Annotated in this window: 21 protein-coding genes and 2 tRNA genes; 20 read left to right on the top strand and 3 right to left on the bottom strand. The window is 63.1% G+C overall.

All coding sequences use genetic code 11. The features are described 5' to 3' along the window. Positions 1-2 precede the first annotated feature (2 nt). The 12 genes from ACRSCF_RS18560 to ACRSCF_RS18505 all read left to right on the top strand — a co-directional run bounded on the left by ACRSCF_RS18560 (position 3) and on the right by ACRSCF_RS18505 (position 10,871). Positions 3-4,934: a tape measure protein gene (locus tag ACRSCF_RS18560; RefSeq protein WP_324622586.1), complete on the top strand. Its 4,932-nt coding sequence runs from the start codon at positions 3-5 to the stop codon at positions 4,932-4,934. Then, positions 4,931-5,881, top strand: coding sequence for a hypothetical protein (locus tag ACRSCF_RS18555; RefSeq protein ID WP_082254198.1), 951 nt, complete (start codon positions 4,931-4,933; stop codon positions 5,879-5,881). Before ACRSCF_RS18560 ends, ACRSCF_RS18555 begins: the two co-directional genes overlap by 4 nt. Beyond that, positions 5,878-6,900: a hypothetical protein gene (locus ACRSCF_RS18550; protein ID WP_432675076.1), complete on the top strand. Its 1,023-nt coding sequence runs from the start codon at positions 5,878-5,880 to the stop codon at positions 6,898-6,900. Before ACRSCF_RS18555 ends, ACRSCF_RS18550 begins: the two co-directional genes overlap by 4 nt. Further along, positions 6,897-7,682 (top strand): glycine-rich domain-containing protein, encoded by a 786-nt coding sequence (locus ACRSCF_RS18545; protein ID WP_432675075.1) that lies wholly within the window; start codon positions 6,897-6,899, stop codon positions 7,680-7,682. The genes ACRSCF_RS18550 and ACRSCF_RS18545 overlap by 4 nt, the downstream gene beginning before the upstream one ends. Then, positions 7,679-8,113: a hypothetical protein gene (locus tag ACRSCF_RS18540; protein WP_432675074.1), complete on the top strand. Its 435-nt coding sequence runs from the start codon at positions 7,679-7,681 to the stop codon at positions 8,111-8,113. Before ACRSCF_RS18545 ends, ACRSCF_RS18540 begins: the two co-directional genes overlap by 4 nt. Positions 8,114-8,120: 7 nt before the next feature. Next, complete coding sequence (locus ACRSCF_RS18535) at positions 8,121-8,423, top strand: hypothetical protein (protein ID WP_034364896.1); 303 nt, start codon at positions 8,121-8,123, stop codon at positions 8,421-8,423. Next, a complete protein-coding gene (locus tag ACRSCF_RS18530) occupies positions 8,420-9,034 on the top strand; it encodes a lysozyme (RefSeq protein ID WP_324622584.1) in 615 nt (204 codons plus the stop codon). Before ACRSCF_RS18535 ends, ACRSCF_RS18530 begins: the two co-directional genes overlap by 4 nt. Beyond that, positions 9,031-9,561 carry a DUF2514 family protein gene (locus tag ACRSCF_RS18525; protein WP_052151660.1) on the top strand — a complete coding sequence of 177 codons (531 nt, stop codon included), beginning with the start codon at positions 9,031-9,033 and terminating at the stop codon, positions 9,559-9,561. Before ACRSCF_RS18530 ends, ACRSCF_RS18525 begins: the two co-directional genes overlap by 4 nt. 84 nt (positions 9,562-9,645) lie before the next feature. Further along, positions 9,646-9,852 (top strand): helix-turn-helix domain-containing protein, encoded by a 207-nt coding sequence (locus tag ACRSCF_RS18520; protein WP_052151661.1) that lies wholly within the window; start codon positions 9,646-9,648, stop codon positions 9,850-9,852. Between the two features lie 121 nt (positions 9,853-9,973). Next, positions 9,974-10,228 (top strand): hypothetical protein, encoded by a 255-nt coding sequence (locus tag ACRSCF_RS18515; protein WP_052151662.1) that lies wholly within the window; start codon positions 9,974-9,976, stop codon positions 10,226-10,228. Next, on the top strand, positions 10,225-10,467 hold the full coding sequence (locus ACRSCF_RS18510; RefSeq protein WP_034364899.1) for a hypothetical protein: 243 nt from the start codon (positions 10,225-10,227) through the stop codon (positions 10,465-10,467). The genes ACRSCF_RS18515 and ACRSCF_RS18510 overlap by 4 nt, the downstream gene beginning before the upstream one ends. Then, positions 10,464-10,871 (top strand): hypothetical protein, encoded by a 408-nt coding sequence (locus ACRSCF_RS18505; RefSeq protein ID WP_158528261.1) that lies wholly within the window; start codon positions 10,464-10,466, stop codon positions 10,869-10,871. Before ACRSCF_RS18510 ends, ACRSCF_RS18505 begins: the two co-directional genes overlap by 4 nt. A gap of 36 nt (positions 10,872-10,907) precedes the next feature. Here ACRSCF_RS18505 and ACRSCF_RS18500 read toward each other — a convergent pair whose 3' ends face one another. From ACRSCF_RS18500 to ACRSCF_RS18490, 3 genes are read right to left on the bottom strand one after another with little or no spacing between them, the layout of a single operon-like run. Beyond that, positions 10,908-11,123: a hypothetical protein gene (locus ACRSCF_RS18500; RefSeq protein ID WP_082254147.1), complete on the bottom strand. Its 216-nt coding sequence runs from the start codon at positions 11,121-11,123 to the stop codon at positions 10,908-10,910. 14 nt (positions 11,124-11,137) lie between these two features. Further along, positions 11,138-12,424 carry a Y-family DNA polymerase gene (locus ACRSCF_RS18495; RefSeq protein WP_126312334.1) on the bottom strand — a complete coding sequence of 429 codons (1,287 nt, stop codon included), beginning with the start codon at positions 12,422-12,424 and terminating at the stop codon, positions 11,138-11,140. A 9-nt stretch (positions 12,425-12,433) separates the two neighbouring features. Beyond that, positions 12,434-12,877 (bottom strand): LexA family protein, encoded by a 444-nt coding sequence (locus ACRSCF_RS18490; RefSeq protein ID WP_034364905.1) that lies wholly within the window; start codon positions 12,875-12,877, stop codon positions 12,434-12,436. A gap of 307 nt (positions 12,878-13,184) precedes the next feature. Between ACRSCF_RS18490 and ACRSCF_RS18485 the strand changes: the two genes are divergently transcribed. The 8 genes from ACRSCF_RS18485 (at position 13,185) to ACRSCF_RS18450 (ending at position 23,012) form a co-directional block, all read left to right on the top strand. Continuing rightward, on the top strand, positions 13,185-15,080 hold the full coding sequence (locus ACRSCF_RS18485; protein ID WP_034364908.1) for a SurA N-terminal domain-containing protein: 1,896 nt from the start codon (positions 13,185-13,187) through the stop codon (positions 15,078-15,080). Between the two features lie 74 nt (positions 15,081-15,154). Then, positions 15,155-15,230, top strand: a tRNA-His gene (locus ACRSCF_RS18480). 256 nt (positions 15,231-15,486) lie between these two features. Continuing rightward, a tRNA-His gene (locus tag ACRSCF_RS18475) sits at positions 15,487-15,562 on the top strand. A 455-nt stretch (positions 15,563-16,017) separates the two neighbouring features. After that, entirely contained in the window at positions 16,018-16,530 is a 513-nt protein-coding gene (locus ACRSCF_RS18470) for a GspH/FimT family pseudopilin (protein WP_034364911.1), read from the top strand. Between the two features lie 23 nt (positions 16,531-16,553). Continuing rightward, complete coding sequence (gene pilV, locus ACRSCF_RS18465) at positions 16,554-17,075, top strand: type IV pilus modification protein PilV (protein ID WP_223275162.1); 522 nt, start codon at positions 16,554-16,556, stop codon at positions 17,073-17,075. A gap of 28 nt (positions 17,076-17,103) precedes the next feature. After that, positions 17,104-17,898, top strand: a complete 795-nt coding sequence (locus ACRSCF_RS18460) for a prepilin-type N-terminal cleavage/methylation domain-containing protein (RefSeq protein ID WP_034364914.1) — start codon at positions 17,104-17,106, stop codon at positions 17,896-17,898. Beyond that, positions 17,895-18,488 (top strand): pilus assembly PilX family protein, encoded by a 594-nt coding sequence (locus tag ACRSCF_RS18455; RefSeq protein WP_016445407.1) that lies wholly within the window; start codon positions 17,895-17,897, stop codon positions 18,486-18,488. Before ACRSCF_RS18460 ends, ACRSCF_RS18455 begins: the two co-directional genes overlap by 4 nt. A gap of 114 nt (positions 18,489-18,602) precedes the next feature. After that, entirely contained in the window at positions 18,603-23,012 is a 4,410-nt protein-coding gene (locus ACRSCF_RS18450; RefSeq protein WP_432675073.1) for a pilus assembly protein, read from the top strand. The last annotated feature ends 60 nt before the right edge of the window (positions 23,013-23,072 follow it).

The following is a 23,072-nucleotide window of genomic DNA, read 5'->3' as shown; positions in this document are numbered from 1 at the left end:
GCATGATCGGCTCCAGCAACATCAACTACCTGCGGTTCCTGATCACGGGCGACAGCTCGCAGCTGCAGGCCGAGGTCGAGAAGTCCAAGCGCACCGTCACGGGCATGGTCGATGGCATGGCCGGCTCGCTGGGGCGCCTGGGCACGCTGCTTGGTGGCGTGTTTGCTGGCGTTTCCGTCACGGCGTTCGTCGGCAAGCTGGTGTCTGTGCAGCGCGAATTCGACGTGCTCAACAGCTCGCTGGTCACGGTCACGGGCAGTGCCCAGGCCGCTGGCCGCGAGATGGCCTGGATCAAGACCTTTGCCAAGGACACGCCCTATGGGCTGGCTCAGGCCACCGAGGCTTTCGTTAAGATGAAGGCCCTGGGCCTTGATCCCACCCAGGCCAAGCTCACCAGCTTCGGCAATACGGCGGCCGGCATGGGCAAGAGTCTCATGCAGATGATCGAGGCCGTGGCGGATGCGGCCACGGGCGAATTCGAGCGCCTGAAGGAATTCGGCATCAAGGCGTCCAAGCAGGGCGACATGGTGGCGTTCACGTTCCAGGGCGTCACGACCCGGGTGAAGAACTCGGCCAAGGACATCACCGCCTATCTGGAGAACATCGGTAACACCGCCTTCGGTGGCGCCATGGAGCAGCGTGCCAAGACCCTGGACGGCGCCATTGCTGCCCTGGGTGACTCCTGGGACGAACTGTTCCGGACAATCAACGAAAGCACGGGGTTCTCCGAAAAGGCGGCTGGCGGCGTGCGCCTGGTCACCGATGCCATCGATGGTTTGGGTGGTGCCATAGCCAATCATCAGGGTCTGGTGGTTGGCATGCTTGGTGCGTTGGGTGGCGCGGCCACGGTGGCGGGCATCATGGGCGTGGTTGGCGCTATTGGGGTGTTGAGCGGTGCGTTCGTCGCCCTGGCAACCGTGGCGATGGCCAACCCTGTGACGCTCGCGCTGCTGGGTATTGGCGCTGTCGCTGGGGTTGGCGTGGCTACCGTAAGCGCCATCAGTAATTCCGTAGATGGTATTCACCGCTCAATTACGGGCCTGAAGGCCGAGATTGATCGGTTGGAGGGCGACAAGGCGTTCGCTGCGTCGAATGGTCGTGATGCTGCATTTCTCAAGAACATTGACTTGGGTATTGCAGAGAGGCGGAAGGCCATTGAAGAGCTGCAAGGCAAGCTCAGGGCGATTGACGACCAAGACCCGCGCAATCAAATGCGTTTCAAGGGGCGCGGGCAGTCGTTTGCAGATGAGGCGGCCCGGCTCGTTCAGGAAGAGGCCAAGGCAGAAGAGGAGTTGGCGGAGATTCGCCGCGGTCTGTACGGCGTCAACAAAGACTATCTGCCGCAGCTGCAAAAACTCAACGAGCTGCGCCAGGCCGGCCGCATCACAGAGGCTGCCTATGTCGAGCTGGTCAGCAAACTGGCCAAGGAAAACTACAAAGAAGACGAATCGGCCAAGGCCCGTGCCAGCTCTGCCAAGCAGCTGCACACGGCCTATGGCAGCCTGGTCGATTCCATTGAGGAAAAGATTGCCTCCCAGCGCCTGGAGATCTCCGGCGGCGAGAAGCTGGGAGAAGCCGACAAGCTGCGCATCAAGTATTCGCAGGATCTGCTGGGCTCGCTCAAGGGGCTCAATGCTGGAGAGCGCGCCAACATCGAAGCCAAGCTCAAGACCCTCAAGACGCTGGAGAAGGAAAACGAGGCCCGGCAGCAGGCCCTGAAGCTGGCCGAGGAGGAACGCAAGTACCGCCAGGAGTGGATGACCACCCAGGGCAAGACAGTCGAGGAGCTGACGGCCAGCAACCAGGCGCTGCGCGACGAGATCGAGCTGATTGGCCTGAGCGCCGAGCAGCAGCGCGTGGTCATCGAGCAGCGGCAACTGGCCATCATCCTGAGCAAAGAGCAGCAGCTGGCCGAGATGGAACGCTCCGCTGCGCTCACCGGCACCATGACCATGGAGCACGCGCTGCTCCAGCAGGAGATCGAGCTGCTGCGCGAGCGCCTGGGCCTGACCTCGGTGAAGGCCTCGCGCGAAGCCTCTGCAGAGGCTGCCAAGGCCAGTACCTCGGAGTGGCAGAAGGGGGTGGACCAGATCGGCCAGAGCCTGGCCGACCAGCTGATGCAGGGGGGTCTCTCGTTAGGTCAATACCTCAAGAATCTGGCGCGCACGCTGGTGTTCAAGCCGCTGATCCAGGCCACAGTCCAGATCGCTGGAGGTGCCCTGGGCGGTTTGTTTGGTGCACCTGCTGCTGCTGGCCAGAGCGGCGGCGCTGGCATGGGCATGCTCAACAACCTCGGCACGCTGGGTGCAGGTGCCCAGGCAATGTGGGGTTTCATGCCTGGTGCGTCGGCTGCCAGCCTTGCCGGTGCCAATGCCGTGGGCCTGGCCGGTGGCGATGCCCTTGGCGCCCTGATCGCGGGCAATGGCAGCTGGGCCGGTGTCGGCAGCAGCTTCGGTTCGCTGATGAGTGGCCTGGGGGCTGCCATGCCCTGGATTGCGGGTGCCATCGCCATTTTCTCGCTGCTCAAGGGTGGCCTGTTTGGTTCGCGTGGTGCCAACCACGTTGGCGCGGCCTATAGCACTACGGGCGCGGGCAATGACAAGGCAGCCGAGATGCTGTTTGATCGTGCTGGCGGTGACTGGTATGACGATCTGACCAAGCGCCACAACGCCGATCTTGAGAAGCAACTGGGCACCACCGTTGATTCGCTGTCCGATGTCTATAAGCGTCTCGCGCGCTATGCCGGTGACAGTGCCAAGCAGATCGATATCGTCGCGGGCTTCGCATCCAATCCGAAGTACGGCGACGAGGATTCCTACGGCTATTTCAAGCTGATCGACAAGGTGACCGGCGAGGTCCTGAGCAGCTACACCAAGCGCGATGGCGCGCTTGGTACGGACCCCACCAAGGCCTATGCCCAGTTCATTGCCGACATGGGCGGATCGCTGATCGAGCAGCTGAAAAAGGCTGATATCCCCAGCTGGATGCGCAATGTCTTCGATGACATGGGCGAGGAGATCACGCTGGAGAGCTTCAACGCGGCCCTGCAGACTGTGGAGCTGACGGGTGCCGCCATCGAGGGCTGGACCCGCAACATCACCAACTTCGGCAAGCTGGGCGATGAAGCCATTGCCAAGCTCATCAAAAGCGCGGGCGGCATCCAGGACCTGATCACTGGCATGGATGCGTTCTACACCAGCTTCTACAGCGAGCGGGAGCGCATCGAGAACGCGGCCAAGGCGGTGGACAAGGCACTGGCCGACCTCAAGATCGACATCGATCCCCGCATGGGCCAGGACGCCAAAGCCAAATTCAAAAAACTCATCGAGGACGCCATGGCGGCCGGCGATGTGGAGCTGCTGGCCAAGCTCATTCCGCTGGCCAAGGAATTCGGTGCCGTGGCCGATGCGGCTGGCCAGGTGCTGGACACGCTCAAGAACGAGCGCCGGCAGCTGGAAGCCGAGTACCTGCGCGCCACGGGCCAGACCGACAAATACCGTGAGGCCCTGCGCAAGCTGGCCACGGAGGGCATGACCGAAGCCGAGCGCGCTGCCTGGGACTACAACCAAGCGTTGCGCGAGGAAATTGCGCGCCTGGACCAGCGCACGGACCTGGAGCGCAAGCTGCTGGAACTGCAGGGCAACTCGGCCGAGCTGCGCCGCCGCGAGCTGGCTGCCCTGGACCCGAGCAATCGCGCCCTGCAGGAACGCATCTGGGCTATCGAGGACGAGAAGGCCGCCCAGGCCGCCGCATATGACCTGTTCCGCCGCGCAGTGGACCGAGACCGCGAAGCACTGCAGCAGCGCGTTTCTGTGGTGCAGGAGACCATCAATGCCATTGCCTCATCGGTGGGCGTGCTCAAGAGCGCAGCCGAGGAGCTTTACGGCACCGTCGATTCCACGGCGCAGCTCGCTGCCGCCCGGGGCATGGTCTACATCGAGCAGGCTCTGGATGGCGTGAGGTCGGGGCGCAAGCTTTCCGAATACACCGACATTGGCGGGGCCGTGCAGGCAACCCGGGCCGGTCTCGCATCCGGCGTCTACGCCACCGACTTCGAGCGCCGACGCGATGCCCTGGTGTGGGCGGGCAAGTTCTCGGAGCTTGGAGCGCTGGGCGAGTCGCAGCTGAGCATCGAGGAGCGATCTCTCAAGGCCCTGCAGGCGCAGATTGAGGGATTGGACACGCTGAACAAGCGTGCGGAAGAACTCGTGAACGGCACGGTTGAACTTACTGAAACAGTGCAGGCATATTTTGAGCGCCTGATTGCAGAGCTGTTTAAAACTGATGATCCAACGAAGCCGGGTGGTGGCAAGGGCGGTGCAACCGGTCCCAGTTGGGGAAGCGGGGGAGGCGGGTTTTCTACCGTCGATTCAAAATATAAAAAGCCTACTGCGATACTTTCAGGCGGCGCGGTTATCTACGAGCACGCAAATTCCGAGCAAGAGAAAAAGCTGGATGGCTTGTCCGGACTCTTCCACTCCTATGACGGAACTGGCGATTTTGTAGGCCTTGCCAATGCTATCCGTAACGCGGGCGGCACTGCAAGCGACCTCGCATATCTCTATGGATTCTCAGAGAGTGATGTGATTGCGGCGTTGGATAGAAATGGAATCCCTCGATTCGCCGACGGTGGATTGCATTCTGGGGGATTGCGCCTGGTCGGTGAGCGTGGTTGGGAGATTGAGGCTTCTGGGCCGGCGAGATACTGGAATCAGGAACAGCTTGGAAGGGCAATTGCTGGTAATTCCGGTGGCTCCGATTATGGTGCATTAGCTGCGTCCATTGACAGGCTGGAGCGGCGTCTGGAGAGACTTGAAATGCATATGGCCAAGACGGCCAACAATACTGCCAAACTGCCAGAATTTACGCAGCAGTTTGACACCGTGACGGGTGGGGGACAGATTATGCGTACTGGCAGCGGGGTCCGCTCATGAACATCCTTTTGCCAAAAGCAATCACACCTGGCATGTTTGGTGCTGGGACGACTATTCCCGAGGTTGACTCTGCTATCGGTGAAGTTGCGTGGATCTCAGGGACTGATTATGTGGTGAAGGATCGTAGGGTCTGGAAGGGCTATTCGTATGAGTGCGTTCAGGCTATTACAGGTTCTCCCATAAATTCAGTGGAGCCTGGTAGTGCAACAGCGGCAGGCTATTGGGAGAAGGATGAGAATTCGCCCAGTAACCGTATGGCTCCATTCGACAAATATCTATTCACGCGGGCAAAGCGAAAAGGTTCATTTACTTACGTTCTGAAGCCTGGATTTATCAACGGCGTCGCTATTTATGGAATCGAGGCTGATTCTCTTCGAATGAAAGTGCGAGCTGACGGCGTGGATCTAATGCCGCCGATAGAGATTGATTTATGGCAGCAGGCATTCGGAGAGTGGGAATACCTTTTTGGTGAGTTGCAACGAGGAACTTACTACACCCTGAAGAACCTGCCTATTCACCCGGATATTGAAGTGGAAATCACGATATCCCGTAATGATCCAGATGTAGAGGCGGCTGTGGGCTACATCAGTGTGGGGAATTGGAAGCGACTGCTATTTCCTGGAAGAGACGAGATGGGGGCTGCGCAGTACGGGGTGGAGGCGAGCACTCGGGATTATTCGTATGTGGAAGACAAAAAAGATGGAACTTATGTGGAGGTGCCGGGGAGGTTGGCAACAAACATCAATCTGTCTTGCGTGATAGATGCTGTTCAAGCGCCTGAAGCTAAATCCTTGTTGGACCAAATTCTGGGAAAAGCGGTTGCTGTTGAAGTGAGCGATTTGCCAAAGTATGGGCATCTTGCGACCGTTGGAAAAGTGACAGGGACAGTTCGTTCTACCGAATGGAACGAAGCGCAAGTTGATTTGCAAATAAAGGGGAATGTATGACTGAAATTTTTATACCTGATATTCCGGCTGCGCCGGTTGTTCCGCCGTATCCAGCTTTGGGAGCGCCCAATTTCAATCAGATGGCATATGCGGTTGGGACGGGGATGCCTGGCGTCGTGTCTGGGCTCAATGCCATTGCTGCGGCTGCGCGTGAATGCGCATTGGCTTCGCGTGCTTACGCTGTGCTGGGTGATGGGTCCAGGCAGCAGGCTGAAGCGGCGCGCGATGCCGCCGTGATTGCGAAGGGTGCATCGGAGTCTGCTCGCGATGCCTCCGTCATTGCGAAGAACGCATCTGAAGTTGCGCGCGATCTCGCTGTAGCGGCAAAAGGCGCATCGGAGGCAGCCCGCGACCTCTCCGTCTCGGCGAGGGGTACCTCAGAGGCGGCGCGCGATGCCTCGGTCATTGCGAAGAACGCATCTGAAGCTGCCCGCGACGCCTCCAAGGCCTACCGCGATCAAGCCGAAGTCTTTGCAAGCGGCCAGCTCAAAGGCAGCAGCAGCACGAGTGTGACGCCTGGCGCCGGCGCAAAGAGCTTTGCGATACAGCCTTCTCGCTCTTTCGTGGCAGGCATGTACCTTGTGGCCACGTCCACCAGTGACCCTGCCACATCGATGAGCGGCTATGTGCAGAGCTACGACGCCGCGACGGGTGCTCTGGTCATTGGAGTTGACAAGTTTGCAGGAGTGGCAAAGGCGGACTGGGTGATTGGCGTGGCCGCGCCTGGTGCCCCGGCATCCATGACGACTCAGGTGATCACTGCAAACACCAACGCCGTGCCGGGTGTGTTTTATGTCTTCGCCGTCGCTGGCATCACGCTCACGCTGCCCACGAATTTCAGCGCGGGCCAGCTCTTCGGCTTCGGCATGTCGCGCGGCATCGGCAACGCAAACATCAACTGGCAAACCAACAAATGCAAGGGCCGTAGCCCCGGCGTGATGCAGCTCCTCTCGCAAAACGATACGGCTGTGTGCATGTTGGTCAACGCGACGGATGGATTTATGGAGGTGGTGGGATGAGCACGTTCTCAGAATTTTTTGGCGGTGGCGGCGGCAAGCTGCGCTATGTCCGCCACACGACGAGCACAACCTGGACGCCACCGACCGACCTCATCGGCAACGGTGGGCAGTGCTTTGTGCGTATGACCGGCGGCGGCGGCGGTGGTGGCAATCAACTGTCCGGCTGTGGTGGCGGTGGAGGCGGCGGTGCGGTGATCGTTGAACTGACCACGATTCTTGCAGCCATCTCAATCGTCATCGGTGCGGGTGGTCCTGCTGCTGCTTCCTGGGGCATGGGGGGCAATGGGTCCCAGACATCCGTCGGGTCTCTTGTTGCGCCTGGTGGTGGCGGCGGATCTGGAAGCAGCACATCGGGCGCCTTTGCTCCCGGCCTGCCGGGCGCAAGCGGTGGCGGCGGGGCGGGCGCAAACCACGGTGGCGGCGGAGGCGGCGCAGCAGCCTCTGCGGTGGCAGCGACGGTGATGGGGTCTAGCTTTTCGCTGGGCGGCGCAGGCAGCTATGGCGGCGCCGGTGCGCGCGGGGCGGCTGGGGCAATGACCGACTCATCGCATGGAGCTGTCGGCCTTTACGGCCTGGGTGGTGGCGGCGGGGCGGGCGGTGGCTCTGGCGCTGCGTCGCCCGGGGGCAACGGTGTGAGCGGCGGCGCCAATGGCGGCACTGGCGCCACCGCTGCTACAGCGGCGCGCGCAAACAGCGGTGGCGGTGGCGGCGGTGGTGGCTACAACAATGCGAATGCATCTGCCGGTGCGGCCGGCGAGGTTCTGATCTGGTGGTACGTATGAGCAATAACTTTGCACTCATCAAGAGCGGCCGCGTCGAGCAAGTCATCGTTGCAGACGCTGATTTCGTGGAGACGATCCGCGCGCACTGGGACCACGTCGAGCCCGCGCCAGAGACTGTCGGCGCCGGCTGGACCTGGGACGGCCAGGCGTTCGCTGCGCCCCCAGCGCCTGACCCCGGGCCGCAGCCCGCGCCTGTGCGCCACATCAGCGTGGGCGCGTTCTTTGATCGCTTCGGTCCAATGAAGTGGGCGATCCTGCGTGACCCAGACGACAACTGCAGAGCTGTGGTGATGGACGCGAGCGTGCGCAAATATATTGACCTCGACAACCCAGACCTGCCTGCAGGACTTGCGATCTTGCAGGCGGCTGGGCACGCCATCGATCCGACGGCGATCCTTGATGCTCCGATTCAGCCGCATGAACTGCCGTGAGGTGCCTATGCAAGACGACTACGGCGACGCTATCAGCGTCAACACAGCTCGCACCATCAATGCACGTCTTGATGAGGGCGACGCTCGCATGACGCGCATCGAGGCGGATCTGCGCGCGAACACCGAGGCCACCGAAACAGTGCGTGCGAACACGGCTGAAATGGTGGAATTTTTCGCGGCTGCACAGGGCGCCTTCAAGGTGCTCAACTGGATCGGCAAGGCGGCAAAACCCATCACCTACATCGTGATGCTGGGCACGGCCGGCATCGCGTTCTGGAAGGCTTTGATGGTGGGCGGAGGTGGTCGATGAACGAGGCACTTCGCAATCGGCTCCTGGCCACGGCAGCGGGCTTGGCGGCCACCGCTGCCGGCGGCTATGTCGCCACGCAGGAGCTCGGGCCTAGCCCCGCTGTGACGCTGGCCCGTGAGATCGGGCTGCACTACGAAAGTAGCGGCCGGCACATTGGCACGCCCTACATCGACCGCCTGGGCAAGGGGCAGCCGCTGACCGTCTGCGCGGGCGTCACAGGCCCCGAAGTTGTGGCGGGGCGTTACTACAGTCCCGAGGACTGCGAGCGCCTGGAGCGACCCAAATACCGCGAGGCCGAGCGCTTGGCGCGTCGGGCGCTGCGGCACTGGGACAGCTACAACCTCTGGGTGCAGGCCAGCTTTATAGACATGGCCTACAACGTGCCCTCGGCGCTCGCACCTGACACAACGGTTATGCGGCTGGCGAACGCCGGGCAACTCGATGCTGCATGCCTGCAGATGCCTCGATGGGTCTACGGCACCGTGAACGGTGTGCCCACGCGGCTGCCAGGGCTTGTTGATCGCCGTGATGCGACCCGCGAGCTGTGCGCGCAGTGGGGCAGGGACGGGCATTTCAGCGCGGCGCTGGTCGCGGCAAAGGCGGCGCCGTGATCGCCGGTCTCAAGGCCTATGCGTGGCAGACGCTGGCCCTGGTCCTGGCGGCTCTGCTGGCCTGGCAGGCCATGGCACGGTTGGGCGCTGAGCGCGATGCGGCCCTGGCCCGCGCCGAACTGGCCGGCGAGCGGGAGGCATCGGCGACGGCCGCGCGCCAAGCATCTGAGAAATACCGCAAGCTGGAGGACAAGAACCGTGACGACCTGCACAACATCGACACCCAGGCCCGGCAGGTGCTGGCGCGCTCTGCAGCTGACGCTGACGCTGCCCGCGCTGCTGCTGGCCGGCTGCGCGGCGACCTCGCCAACTACATCACCGCCCACCGTGCCGCCGCCCAGGCTCGCGCCGCTGCCGGACAGTGCGCGCCAGACACCGGCGCCCTCGATCTGTTTGCCGAGTTGCAGCGCCGCGCTGACGAGCGAGCGGGAGCGCTGGCGCGCATTGCTGACGATGCCCGGGGCAGAGGTGGCGCCTGCGAGCGGGCCTATGACGCCGGCCGCGCGATGATAGAAGCGGTGCAGTAGTGCTGCGGGGTGCCGCTGCTGGCTGCGCCTTAGGCTTGCGCTCAGCAAGTTCGATTGCGCAACAGTTGCGCATACAATCCACGCATGACAGCCAAACCACCCACCGCCCACACGGCCGAAGAAATCACGGAATGGATTCAGCGCAATGGCCTCACGCAGACCGCTGCAGCCGAGGCCCTGGGTATCTCGCGTCGCATGCTGCTGTACTACCTGACAGGCGAAAAGCCCGTGCCCCGCACCGTGGCCCTGGCCTGCCTGGGCTGGGAAGTGGAGCGCGCAAACGCGGCTTGAGTGGCTTCTGAAAAAAGGCGTTGACTGCGCAATGATTGCGCATTAATATTCTTCCCATGGCAGCACACCGCCGCCAGCGGCGCCTCCCGTCAATGAGGGGCAAACCATAAAAGGATTCCCAATGCGCAAGATCGAAATCACCGAACTCGATGCCAACCTGCTGGCCGACCTCGAAGGCGCCACGCAAGGCTGGGAGCTGCACGAGGTGGCCGCTGATGACGCCGATGGCGTGTGGCAGGTGCTGTGGAACGCTGAGCACAACCGGGCCGGCCTGGTCTACGTGGGCAACGGCAGCAACGGCGCTACGCTGTGGACCGATGCCGAATCGCCTGCAGACGCCTATCGCCGCCTGCAGGCGGATGAGCTGTCCGCATGAGCCCCCGGAGCCGCCTGATCGTCACGCCAGGCGGTCCCTGGCGGCTGTATCAGCATATCGAGCTGCCTGGCTGGGAAATGCTGGGGACCGTCCAGCGGGACCATGAAATCGGCGCGCTGGCGCGCAACCTGCGCACCGGCCAGCTGGTCATGCTCAGGGGTGGCGCCGCATCAACTCTGGATCAACGCAAGGCCGGAGCATCCATGGCAGCGGCAACGAACGAAAGAGAACCGTCATGAACGCAGCAAGCCAGCTCATCAAAGAATTAAATGCTCGCCGCCCGGCCGCCCGTATCACCAGCTTTGGGGGGATGCCGCAGATGCGCTACCTGAGCCCCGGTGCGGCCGTAGGCGGCCACGAGGTGCAGTTACATTTTGATGACGATGCCGGCGTGGCCTATGCCTACCTCTACCACCCTGAGCGCGGCGAATGGGTCACCGCCCACCCCTTGGCCGAGGCAGAGGGCAAGGCCCGCGAGTGCATTGCAGCCAGGCGGCAGGAAATGGAGCGGCGCGGCCTGACCTTCGGCGAAATGGAGCGGCACCAGGCGCTCACAGCGGCCGCCAAGGCCCTTGTGCTGGCCTCGCCGAATGCACTGCTCACACCACCCTGGTGGCGCCAGGAGCGCAAGGCAGCTGCCTGACCAACAAAAAGCCCGCTGCGAGCGGGCTTTGTCTTTTCAGAAAGGTGCTGGCGAACTCTCGACAGATACCGGGCCAAGCCCGCAGTAGATGCGGTCCCCGTCAAGATCCGTGACGGCAAACCACCCGGGCTCGATCTCATCAATGAAGTAGTGCTCTGGACGGCCTGGCAGGATCTGGACCTCGGGTGTGCCAAACCATCGGGGCATGGTCAGCAGGGTGGGGTACAGCTCAACTTCAAGAGGCATTTTCATGGGGTCTCCTGGGGTTACGTGCGTGCAATGGGGATGTCGTCCAGCTCTGTCGTGTAGCGCGGTGTCCGGCGGTCCTGGCGCATGCCCCAGCCCGACTCCTGCAGCGCGCTGGCTATGCCCACGGTGCCCTTGCCATAGCGCTCGTTGAGCCGGTCCATGGCCTCCATAAGGGGGCTGTGGTCGCGCGCATAGTCGTTGGGCTCATCGAGCAATGAGGCTTGCTGCACTGCCACGGGGGACAGATCCAGCAGCATCACGCCAGCCTTCGACAGCTGATAGCCGGGCTCGTAGATCTTGGCGATCCCGCGCGCTGCAGCGCGCACCAGCAAGGCGGTGTCACTGCTGGGCTGGGGGAGCTGGACCGTGGTGCTGCGGGCAAAACGTGGGCCATCCCGGAATGGGCTCGTGTGCGCGAACACATGCACGGCGCCGGCCCTGTGGTCTTGTGTGCGCAGCTTTTCTGCCGCGCGCTGGGCAAAGGCGGAGACAGCCTCGACCAGCGGCGCCAGGTCGCTGACCGGGCGGCCGAAAGATCGCGTGCAGGCAATCTGCTGCTTTGGTGGTGGCTCATGCTCCAGCCCCAGGCAGGGCATGCCCTGCAACTCGCGCGCTGTGCGCTCCAGCACCACGCCAAAGTGGGCGCGCAGCTGCGGCTGTGGCGCGCGGGCTAGATCCCAAGCCGTGAAGATTTTGTGATCCAGCAGGCGCATCTTGATTCGGCGCCCCACGCCCCAGACGTCGCCCACGGGCACGCTTTCCAGCAGCGACTGCAGCTGTGCTGGCGAAAGCTCGGTGAGGTTGCATACCTGGGCCAGTGAGGCAGGGTAGCTGCCGGGCTTGCGCTCCGCGTCTTTGGCCACATGATTGGCGAGCTTGGCCAGAGTCTTTGTGGGTCCGATGCCGATGCACGTGGGGATGCCGACGCCACGCAAGATGCGGTCACGGATTGCCCAGGATCGGCGCGTCACGTCGCTCACGCCGGCCAGGCCTATGAAGCACTCATCGATGCTGTAAATCTCTTGCTCTGGGCCGAGGCCGGCAGCGAGAGACATCATTCGGTCACTCATGTCGCCGTACAGGGCGAAGTTCGCAGACAGCGCGACAAGCCCCTGGTGGACCCGATGCTTGACTTGGAAGAAGGGCTCGCCCATCTTGATGCCCAGCGCCTTGGCTTCTTCGGATCGGGCGATGGCGCAGCCGTCGTTGTTGCTGAGCACAATCACCGGCTGGCCCTTGAGCGAAGGTCGAAACACGCGCTCGCAGCTCACGTAAAAATTGTTGCCGTCCAGCAGTGCGAACATGACCTGATCTCACAATGTGCGGAACGACTTGACGGCACACGTCACCACGCCCCAGATCTCCAGCTGTTGGCCTTCTTTTGCCCGGATGTCGGGATACGTGGGGTTCTCGGGACGCAGCATCACCTGGTCGAACCTGGACCACAGCCGCTTGCAGGTGAAATCTCCATCGACCTCGGCAACCACAATGTCGCCGTGCTGCGGCCGCAGGTACTTGTCAACCACCAACAAATCTCCGTCAAAGATTCCCGCGCCCGTCATTGAGTCGCCGCGCACTCGCAAGAGAAATGTGCACTGGGGGTGCTTGACCATGATCTTGGCCAAGTCGATGCGGGCACAGCTAAAGTCTTCTGCCGGGCTTGGAAAGCCAGCGCGTACCGGGCTGTCAGGGGCCGGCAGTGGCATCGACGGCATCGTGGCTGCGATGGGGCTGGTGGGGGTAATGAGGTGGGGCATGGCCGAATTCCTTATGCTGTATAAATATACAGTAATCGGAGATTCCCTCAAGTCAGCGCGTTCCCGCGCTGTGGCGTATATGACCCGGCGAAGCGAGAGGCTGATGCGCGGAAGAAAGTAGAATGTTTCGCTTCGACTCCTTAAAGTTGGTGGGGCGAAGTTGGTAGACGCTGTAAGCTATTGATTTGTAACGGTGGAATTTTCCCTTACAAGGCGTAGGTCGGCGGTTCGACCCCGTCAGCACCCACCAAGAACAAAAGGCGAACGAAAGTTCGCCTTTTCTATTTCTGCCACTGAAAGACAGACCATGTTCGAATCCATCCGCAAGCATTCCAAGTTCGTGATGATCTTGTTGTTCTTGCTGATCATTCCCTCGTTCATCTTCGTGGGGGTCAACCAGAACTACTTCACCGAATCCAGCGTGATCGTCGCGCGTGTGGATGGACATGAGATCAAACAGGCCGACTGGGAGAACGCGCACCGCATGGAAAGCGACCGCCTGCGCGCCGAGAACCCCAACGTCGACCCCAAGCTGCTGGATTCGCCGCAGGCGCGCTACGCCACGCTGGAGAAGATGGTGCGTGACCAGGTGCTGGCCGCTGCCGTGCAGAAGATGCACCTGGCCGCATCGGATGCACAGCTGGTGCGCACGCTGCAGGAAATCCCCGCGATTGCCGCGCTCAAGAAGCCGGATGGCTCCATGGATGCCGAAGCCTACCGCGCCCTGGTCGGATCGCAGGGCCTGACGCCTGAGGGCTTCGAGGCCAATCTGCGCCGCGAACTGTCCATGAACCAGGTGATGGGTGGCGTCACGGGCACGGCCTTTGCGACCGACGCCCAGGTCAAGCAGGCCATCGATGCGTTGTACCAGCGCCGCGAAGTGCAGGTGGCACGCTTCGAAGCCAGCGCCTACGCCAGCAAGGTCCAGCCCACCGAGGCCGACCTCAAGGCCTACTACGACGCCCACACCAGCCAGTTCCAGCAACTGGAGCAGGCCAAGGTGGAATACCTGCTGCTGGATGTGCCCAGCATCGAGGCCGGCATCACGCTGAGCGAAGACGATGTGCGTTCCTACTACAACCAGAACGCCGAGCGCCTGGCCGGTCCCGAGGAGCGCCGCGCCAGCCACATCCTGATCAACGCATCCAAGGATGCCCCCGCGGCAGAGCAGGAGAAAGCCAAGGCCAAGGCCGAGGAATTGCTGGCCGAGCTGCGCAAGGACCCCAAGCGCTTCGCCGAGCTGGCCAAGGCCAACTCGCAGGACGGCGGCTCCGCTGCATCGGGTGGCGACCTGGGCTACTTCGGCCGTGGTGCCATGGTCAAGCCGTTCGAGGACGCAGCCTTCGGCATGAAGGTCGGCGACATCAGCGACGTGGTGCACAGCGACTTCGGCTACCACATCATCTCGCTGGTGGACATCAAGAAGCCCAAGGCACCGAGCTTCGAGCAGATGCGTCCCAAGCTGGAGGCCGAACTCAAGCAGCAGCAGGCGCAGCGCAAGTTCGCCGAACTGGCGGAAGGCTTCTCCAACGCGGTCTACGAGCAGTCGGACAGCCTGCAGCCCGTGGCCGAGAAGTTCAAGCTCACCGTGCAAAAGGCAGACCATGTGACGCGCCAGCCCGGCCCCAACGTCAAGGGCCCCCTGGCCAATCCCCGTTTCCTGGAGGCGCTGTTCTCCAGCGATTCGCTCAACAACAAGCGCAACACCGATGCGGTGGAGCTGGGTTCCAACCAGTTGGTGGCCGGCCGCGTGGTGGAGTACACGCCTGCCCGCACGCTGCCCATGGCCGAGGTCGGCGACAAGCTGCGCACCCTGTATGTGGCGCAAAAATCCGCCGAACTGGCCAAGGCCGATGGCGAAGCCAAGCTCGCCGCATGGAAGGCCAAGCCTGACGCGGCGCAATTGCCCGCAGCCAAGGTGATCAGCCGTGACCAGCCCGAAGGCCAGTCGCGCGAAGTGGTGGACGCTGCCCTGCGTGCGCCCACGGCCCAGCTGCCTGCGTGGACGGGTGTTGACCTGGGCGCGCAAGGCTATGCCGTGGTCAAGATCAACCGCATCGTCGAGCGTCCGGCCGATGATGCGCAGGCGGCTGCCGCGCAGAAGCAGGACTTCCTGCGAAGCTCGGCCGTGGCGGAAGCTATGGCATACTACGAGCTTCTCAAGAAACAGTTCAAGGTGCAGATCAAGGTCCCGCGCCCCTGATGAGGGAAATTTCTAGAAAAACAGAAATTTCAGAAATCAAGCAGTTTTTTGGAATAGAATAGCGTTCTTCTACGGTGGCTGTAGCTCAGTTGGTAGAGTCCAGGATTGTGATTCCTGTTGTCGTGGGTTCGAGCCCCATCAGCCACCCCAAATAAAAAAAATCCCCAGAGCAGAAATGCTCTGGGGATTTTTGCTTTGGGCGGCAGGGGGACTGCTTGTGCCCGGCAGCTTCAGGTGCGCCGGACAAGGTCCCTGCCGGCTGTGGCTGCATGGAGGATGGCGCCATCCTGCCCCTTGCCCGCTTCCCCCGATGCGCCGTTGTTCCTGCTGCACCCGATCCGTCACGCAACGCCTGTTCCAAAGCATTTGTCTGCTGGTTTTTGGCATATAATCGAATGCTTCAACGGTGGCTGTAGCTCAGTTGGTAGAGTCCAGGATTGTGATTCCTGTTGTCGTGGGTTCGAGCCCCATCAGCCACCCCAAACAAGAAAATCCCCAGTGCAGAAATGCACTGGGGATTTTTGCTTTGGGCGCAAACTTTATCTTCCTCGGGCTGGAAGCAGACGGGATATTCGCATGGCCAATTGCGCTGCGGCTGGATTGCGGCCGCGCATGCTGCGGTGGATTTTCAGGCGCTTGGTGCGAGGCCTGCCTGCCTGACTTCGGGACCTGCCGTATCGCCACCGTGGCCATGCCATGCCCGTTGCGCGGGCCGTCCCGCCGAGCTTGCGTGCACGGACGGCGGGCCGGGCTTGCTGGATGGGGTGTTGCGCTTTGCGCAGGTTTTTATAAGACAAGTCCTATATTTGTCCCATAACCTGTGTCAATAGGTGTTCCAAATTGCCTTTGCATTACGATTGCAAACATCAATCAAGAGCAATGGCGCAGGGCTTGCAGGCCTGTCGCATGGTTCCCCGGCAACGAGAAGCACGCTTGCATGAAAAACCCCGGTTACACGCGCAACGGCTGTCCAGGCGGCACGTGGCAATGGCCCCGTGGCTTCACCCTCATCGAGATGATGGTGGTGGTGGCGCTGGTCGCGATTCTGGCCGCTCTGGCCGCTCCTTCCTTCATCGCTCAAATAGCCAACCAGCGCGTCAGCTCGGCTGCGCTCGAGTTGCAGTCGTTGCTGCAGCTGGCTCGCTCCGAAGCGGTCTACAAACGGGTGGAAAGCAGCTTCGTGGGCGCGGGGCAGACATGGTCCGCCAAGTCGGGCGGGCAACTGGTGCGCGAGGCCCGGGTGCCTGATGCCGTGACCGTCTCGCCCTCCGGTGATTCTTCCCAGGGTGTCCTGTTCGAAACCACGGGGACCGCCAGGCAGTTCTCCGGCGCCAGCACGCTGTACACGCTGACCGTCACGGCTCACCATGCCACGCGCATGCAATGCCTGAGAGTGACTCGCGCCGGGCTTGTGCGCCAGCAGCGGCTGCCTGCCGGCGGCAGTTGCTGATGCGCGTGCAACGGGTCTGCCACATGTCCATTCCTTTTCCTTCTCGCAGGCAACGCGGCGCAGGCCTTATCGAGGTACTCGTCGCCGTGCTGCTGGTGGCCGTGGGGCTGCTGGGCGCCGTGCGCATCCATGTGCGTGCCATTGAATACACCGTGGATACCGAGCGTCGCCAGATGGCATCCATGCTGGCTTCCGAACTGCTGGAGACCCTGCGGGGGGACACGGCCACGGTCCTGGACGCGAAGGGCGCGCCCGTGGCGGAACTGGGCGGCTACCAGAAGCTGGAGGGTGCCGCGATGCCCGCGGCACCCGCGGCCTGCCAGCCTTTGCCGCAGCCGCGGGCGCAGCGCCTGGCCTGCTGGGGCGAGCGGGCCCGCAAGCTGGTGCCCGATCTCACCGAGGACCGCATCGACACCTCCTTCGCCGTGAGCGCCGATGCCGATGGCCTGGTGTCCGTGACGGTGGCCTGGCCGGTCAAGAAAGGCCAATGTCTGGATGGAAGCGACAATGAATTTTGCACATTCACGCTGCGGTCGCGGCTTTGAGCGCGGGCCGGGCGCACGGGCGTGCCGCATGCGCATGTCGTCCCAGGCGGGCCTGTCCCTGGTGGAGATTCTGGTGGCGCTGGCCATCGGCCTGTTCCTCGTGCTGATTGCCACCACCATCTACATGCAGGGGCTGTCGAGCTTCGGTTTTCGCGTGGGGCAGAGCGAGAACCTCGGCAACAGCCGGCTGGCGCTGGCCGTGCTGGACTCCGAGTTCTCCAAGGCAGGCTACAGGAGAGACCCTTCGCAGGCGATGTTCGACGCATTTCCTGCCGATTCCTCGCCCCATCCCAACGGCTGCCAGTTCGCCCAGGGACAGGCGCTCTATGCGGCTGACGCGCAGACCATCTGCCTTCGCTTCCAGCCCCGGGACGCTGCGGAAACCGACTGTGCGGGCACGCCGGCGAACCTGGGGGCCGCCGGCCCCTATGACGCTCCGGCGCCGGCGACCGGCATGTTCGCGGAGAAATACACCGTCGAAAGTGGTGTGCTGGTCTGCCGGGCCGCGCAGGAGGTTGTGCCGCTCGCCGATGGCGTGCGGGCGGTGCATTTCGAGTTCGGCATCGATCGGCAGACAGCGCCCGGCGCGATACGCAGGGTCGATGCCTTCACGGCCACGTTGCCCGGGACGCAGGAAGCCATCCGTTCCCTGCGCCTTGCCCTCTTGCTGGAAAGCTCCGGCAAGGTGACGCAGGGCATGACCTCCACCGTCTGCGAGCGTTGGGCGCAACTGGGCGGCGCCCGGGCCCGATGCGATGCGAATGCCGGCTCCCTGCTGCAACTGGCCACCGGCACGCTCACCCTGAGGAATCTGATGCCATGACCGCGCTGATCGGAGCCCGGAGCCGCCGCTGCATGTCCTGTGTCCTGCACGGGCGCCAGCGCGGCAATGCCTTGCTGGTGTCCATGATCATGCTGCTGCTGGTGTTGCTGCTGGCGGTGGTCGGCATGCGCGTGGCCACGCTGGAGGCACGCATCGCAGCCAACATGGTGGATAGCCAGCGGCTGTATGAAACCGCGGATGGCACGTTGCGAGAAGGCGAGCGCAAGCTGCTGGAGCATGCCGTCGCACTCAAGCCTTGCAATGGCGCCAGCACTCCGGTGGCCGAGGGCAGCGGCATTCCCTGCTCGGTATCCGATGTGCGTACGGACTCCATCGGGCTCGGTACGGATTTTCGGACGACCAAGGCCAAGGCGGCCGGGTTTCAGCAGCCCGATGGGTACTGGTATCCCCGATACATCACGACCGCCTGTCCCAAGTCGGGTAGTGCGACGTCCGCGCTGGATGCACCCGCCACCGGCTGCACGGACTTTTATGAGGTCAATGCCCAGGCCACGGAAAAGACGCAGGCCCAGGCCTGCGGAGCGCATGCGCTGTGCCTGCGGTCCAGCGTCAACATGTTCATAAAGTAAGCAGGGGAGGGAGCTTCAATGGCTCGCATTGCAAGTTGGAAGACCAGGCATGGCCCGAGGGGGCGCCAGGGCCGGGCACGCGCGTGGCCAGCCCTGGCGCTGTGGACGTGCGCATTGGCACTGGCCAGTACGCCGGCGCATGCCCAGGGGCGCGCGGACACCGTGCTGTCCCAGATGCCGCTGTTCGTGAACCAGGCGTTGGCGCCCTTGAACATGCTGGTGATGGGGCGTGACCACAAGCTGTACTACGAGGCCTACAACGATGCCTCCGACCTCAACGGCGACGGTGTGATCGATGTCGGGTACAAGCCGGACCAGATCGACTACTACGGCTACTTCAACAACAACGTCTGCTACAGCTATTCCAAGGGTGTTTTCGTGCCCTCGCAGGCAGCGACCGGAAGCAACAGGAAAAAGTGCTCGAACCACTGGAGCGGCGACTTCCTGAACTATCTGGGCACATCGCGCATGGACGCCATACGCCGCGTGCTCTATGGCGGCATGCGTGCGGAGGACACGGCTTCGCGCACCGTTTTGCAGACCGCCTACATTCCCAGGGATGCGCACAGCTGGGGCAAGGCCTATGACCCTGCGCGGGATGCCAAGGTCTACAGCATTTCGGACTATGCGCCGCTGCGCCCGCCGGCGGTCGGCACGCGCCATCTGTTTGCCGTCACCACGCTGAAGGAGACCACTGACGCCGTCACCCAGTTGCGCGTGCTCAATGACTCCTCGTTCCAGATCTGGGACTGGGTGTCCCAGGAGGGCTTTGCAGGGCAGAGCAACTGTGCAGGCGGCAATTCGTGCGCGCGGGCCAGCAGCAGGATCACCGACTACAACCTGCTTGTGGAGGCCTGCTCCAGCAGCAATGTCCAGTTGCTCGAGGCCAGCTGCAAGGCCTATCCCAACGGCGGCAAGACCGTCTACAAGCCCACGGGGCTGCTGCACGACTTCGGGGAGAACGGGAAGATGTACTTCGGCCTGCTCACAGGCTCGTACGAGAAAAACATCGCCGGCGGCGTGCTGCGTCGCAATATCGGCAATTTCGCAGAGGAAGTCGACCCTCAGACGGGCCAGTTCAAGACGGGTGTCAATGGCGTGGTCGCCAACATAGACCGCCAGCGGCTGATCGGCTACACCGGCGGCAAATACGTGGAATGCGGCTGGATCACGTCCGGCCCCATCAGTTCGCTGGACAAGCCTTCGAAGTGCGCCATGTGGGGCAATCCCATCAGCGAGATGATGTTCGAGACCATGCGCTATTTCGGCGGCGCATCCCAGGCCCTCGGCATCTATGACTACGCCGGCGGCTCCTCCAAGGATGCGTCCCTGGGTCTGTCCAAGCCCGCCTGGGAAACGCCCTACAGGGCCAAGGCCGAAGGCGGGGGCGGCTACCAGTACTGCTCCCGTCCCGTCATGACGGTGCTCAGCGACATCAATCCCTCCTACGACGGCAAGCTGCCCGGCAGCCGCTACGCGAGCGTCGGCGCCAGCGCCCTCAATGGCTTCAATGTCTCAGACGAGGTGGCGGCCATCGGCTCGGCCGAGCGCATAGACGGGAAGAACTTCTTCATCGGCCAGTCAACATCGGCCAATGCCGACCAGGCTCCTTCGGTCAAGACCATTGCAGACCTGTCATGGGCGCGCGGCCTGTCTCCCGAGGAGCCCAGCAAGGAAGGCACCTACTATGCCGCAGGCGTGGCCCGTTTCGGCGCCAGGAATGCCATCTTCGGCAACAGCCAGGGCAAGAATGCGCTGAGAACCTACTCCGTGGCCATTGCGTCACCGCTGCCGGAAATACGCTTTCCGATCGGCGGCAAGCGCTTTGTGACCATTGCGCCGTTTGCCAAGACCGTCTCCGGCAGTGCCGGTGGCAGCACCGTGAACAATGCGGTCTTCACGCCGACCAACCAGATCGTCGACTACTACGTGGTCAACATTGCCAACACGGGCAAGGCGGACATCGATGCCTCGGTCAATGGCGGGCGGCCCTATGCGGAGTTCCGCATCAACTACGAGGACGTGGAGCAGGGCGCCGACCATGACATGGACGCCATCGCGCGCTACACGATCGCGCTGCAGGCCGATGGCACGGTGAAGATCGACATGGTGTCCGAATACGCCGCTGGCGGCCTGGGGCAGCACATGGGCTATGTGATCTCGGGCACCACCAAGGACGGCATGTACCTGGAGGTGCGTGACAAGGACACCGCCTCGGCCTACTACGCCTACAACACGCCCCCCAATCGCGATCCGGGCTACTGCCGGGGCAGCATCTCGGCCCAGCAGCGCACGGAATGCTCGAACCTGGGGCTCACGGCCACCCGCAGCTTCACTCCCGGCAATGCGACCGACGCGGGCAGCTTCCTGAAGGGACCGCTGTGGTATGCCGCCAAGTACGGCGTGCCGGACCGCGACCCCTCCAAGATCACGGGAGATCCGGACAACTATTTTCTGGTGACCAATGCCGGCACGCTCAAGGACCAATTGACCAAGGCGTTCAACGACATCCTGCAGAACATCAGTTCCGTGACGGCGGTCAGCGTGGACATGCCCACGGCGACACTGGGCGAAGGCGCCGACCTGTACCGGACCACGTTCGAGGTCCAGTACTGGAGCGGCGATGTCATCCGCGAGAAGCTCACCACCAGCGACAGAACGCTGGTGTGGAGCGCGGCGGAACTCCTGTCGGAGCGGTCCGCCGATGACCGCAAGATCTACTACCCCAGCAGGACCGGCAGTGCCGTGTCGCTGAGCCCTTTCACGTACTCCAGTCTCAGCGGGCAGCGTTCCGATGCGTCCTGGCTGGCCGTGCTCAACACGGACCCGGCCACGAACTCCGCCGATGGCCAGGCAAAAAAGCGCATCGAGTTCCTGCGTGGCGAGGTGCGCGATGACTTGCGCGTGCGCAAGCCCCTGGCCAGCGGAAAGCCTAATGTGCTGGGCGACATCGTCAATTCCTCGCTGGTGCGGGTCAAGGGCGGCCTGTACCGCGCCTCCGCTGCGGACAAGCTGGAGGGCAGCACCACCTATGCCGCCTTTGCCGCGAAACAGGCTGCCAAGGAGATGCTGTATGTGGGCGCCAACGACGGCATGCTGCACGCCTTCGACGCGGCATCTGGCAAGGAGGAGTTCGCCTTCATTCCATCGGGGGTGAAGAATTCGCTCAATGTCCTGGCGTCCCGGTATGGCGCGGGCGGCGCTCCCCACCGCTACTTCGTGGACGGGACGCCCGTGGTCTCCGATGTCTACTTCGGCAACGCCTGGCACAGGGTGCTGGTCGGCAGCCTGGGCGCGGGCGGGCGGCAGGTCTTCGCGCTGGACGTCACGGACCCCACCTCCCCCCGGTTGCTGTGGGAGTTCGGCGTTGAACAGGACGAACGCATGGGTTACTCGATGCCAACGCCCGTCGTTGCGCGGCTCAACGACGCCGGCCGGTCCAAGGGCAGGTGGGTGGTATTCCTGTCCAATGGCTACCAGGCGTCGAACAGCGCCTCCGGCGAGTCCAGCCTGTTTGTGCTGGATGTCTCCAGTGGCGAGGTCATCCGGCGCTTTGATTTCGCAGCAGGCATGACGGCCGCAGAGCTGAGCGCGCTGCCTGCGCCGAAGAACGGCCTGTCGCGCGCCGCCGTGGTGGACAACAACGGCGATGGCAAGGTGGACGTGGCCTATGCCGGTGATCTTGCGGGCAATGTATGGCGCGTGGACCTGGCCAGCGGTGCCAGCGGCTCATGGAATGCGCAACTGTTCTTTGTGGCACGCGAGTCCGAACGCAGCGGCGGCAAGCGGCTGTCCATCACCACCGCGCCCTACGTGGTGCGGCACTCCAGCGGCAAGGGCGATGTGGTGGCCTTCGGCACGGGCCGCTTCATGACGGATGACGACAAGCTGGACATGCGCCGGCAATCGGTGTTCGGTATCTGGGATCGCTACGGCACACCCGCCACGACTGCGCCGCAGCCGCTGCCTACCGCCGGCAAGGGGCGCGGGGATCTGCAGGCCCAGCAGTTCACCCAGGTGAGCGGCTTTCCGGGCAAGTTCGCCCTGTCGGCCAACCCGGTCACCTGGTACAAGGACGCCACCAGCACCGCCGACTCCAATGTGCACAGCTGGGGCTGGTACGTCGATCTGCCGCGCGACGGAGAAAGACTGGTCTACGACATGAGCCTGTACGGGCGGGGACTGGTGTTCACCTCCATCCGGCCGCCGCTGGGCGACCCCTGCTCCGCGGGTCTGGCCAGCACGATCTACGCCATCGATCCCGACACCGGGGGCAAGACCGACTATGTCGCCTTCGATGTGAACGGCGACGGCATCTTCAACGCCTCCGACAACCTGGCAGGCCAGCAGGTCAACGGCCGCGAGGTGGGGCCGGGCAGGCCCACCATCAGCGGCGCGAAGATCTTCGACTCCAGCGGAAAGCCAAGCGGGGCGGGAGACCCAGTCAAGACCGGGGGCGACGATATCAACAGCGGAGTGGACCGGGGGCGACAGAGCTGGCGCCGCCAGCCCGCGAACCCGTGACCGCCATGCCATCCACAACACAAAGGGGCCTGCCGGCCCCGGCCGTCTGGCTGGCCCTGC

It is taken from the genome of Delftia sp. 11MD (assembly GCF_050907895.1).
Lineage (GTDB): Bacteria > Pseudomonadota > Gammaproteobacteria > Burkholderiales > Burkholderiaceae_C > Comamonas > Comamonas tsuruhatensis.
The sequence above is the reverse complement of the archived record's forward strand: the minus strand, read 5'-3'. Positions and strand labels throughout refer to the sequence as shown.

Coding starts and splice junctions, on each gene's coding strand:
- ACRSCF_RS18560 (WP_324622586.1), top strand. CDS start 3: ATGATCGGCTCCAGCAACATCAACTACCTGCGGTTCCTGATCACGGGC.
- ACRSCF_RS18555 (WP_082254198.1), top strand. CDS start 4,931: ATGAACATCCTTTTGCCAAAAGCAATCACACCTGGCATGTTTGGTGCT.
- ACRSCF_RS18550 (WP_432675076.1), top strand. CDS start 5,878: ATGACTGAAATTTTTATACCTGATATTCCGGCTGCGCCGGTTGTTCCG.
- ACRSCF_RS18545 (WP_432675075.1), top strand. CDS start 6,897: ATGAGCACGTTCTCAGAATTTTTTGGCGGTGGCGGCGGCAAGCTGCGC.
- ACRSCF_RS18540 (WP_432675074.1), top strand. CDS start 7,679: ATGAGCAATAACTTTGCACTCATCAAGAGCGGCCGCGTCGAGCAAGTC.
- ACRSCF_RS18535 (WP_034364896.1), top strand. CDS start 8,121: ATGCAAGACGACTACGGCGACGCTATCAGCGTCAACACAGCTCGCACC.
- ACRSCF_RS18530 (WP_324622584.1), top strand. CDS start 8,420: ATGAACGAGGCACTTCGCAATCGGCTCCTGGCCACGGCAGCGGGCTTG.
- ACRSCF_RS18520 (WP_052151661.1), top strand. CDS start 9,646: ATGACAGCCAAACCACCCACCGCCCACACGGCCGAAGAAATCACGGAA.
- ACRSCF_RS18515 (WP_052151662.1), top strand. CDS start 9,974: ATGCGCAAGATCGAAATCACCGAACTCGATGCCAACCTGCTGGCCGAC.
- ACRSCF_RS18510 (WP_034364899.1), top strand. CDS start 10,225: ATGAGCCCCCGGAGCCGCCTGATCGTCACGCCAGGCGGTCCCTGGCGG.
- ACRSCF_RS18505 (WP_158528261.1), top strand. CDS start 10,464: ATGAACGCAGCAAGCCAGCTCATCAAAGAATTAAATGCTCGCCGCCCG.
- ACRSCF_RS18500 (WP_082254147.1), bottom strand. CDS start 11,123: ATGAAAATGCCTCTTGAAGTTGAGCTGTACCCCACCCTGCTGACCATG.
- ACRSCF_RS18495 (WP_126312334.1), bottom strand. CDS start 12,424: ATGTTCGCACTGCTGGACGGCAACAATTTTTACGTGAGCTGCGAGCGC.
- ACRSCF_RS18490 (WP_034364905.1), bottom strand. CDS start 12,877: ATGCCCCACCTCATTACCCCCACCAGCCCCATCGCAGCCACGATGCCG.
- ACRSCF_RS18485 (WP_034364908.1), top strand. CDS start 13,185: ATGTTCGAATCCATCCGCAAGCATTCCAAGTTCGTGATGATCTTGTTG.
- ACRSCF_RS18470 (WP_034364911.1), top strand. CDS start 16,018: ATGAAAAACCCCGGTTACACGCGCAACGGCTGTCCAGGCGGCACGTGG.
- pilV (WP_223275162.1), top strand. CDS start 16,554: ATGTCCATTCCTTTTCCTTCTCGCAGGCAACGCGGCGCAGGCCTTATC.
- ACRSCF_RS18460 (WP_034364914.1), top strand. CDS start 17,104: ATGCGCATGTCGTCCCAGGCGGGCCTGTCCCTGGTGGAGATTCTGGTG.
- ACRSCF_RS18455 (WP_016445407.1), top strand. CDS start 17,895: ATGACCGCGCTGATCGGAGCCCGGAGCCGCCGCTGCATGTCCTGTGTC.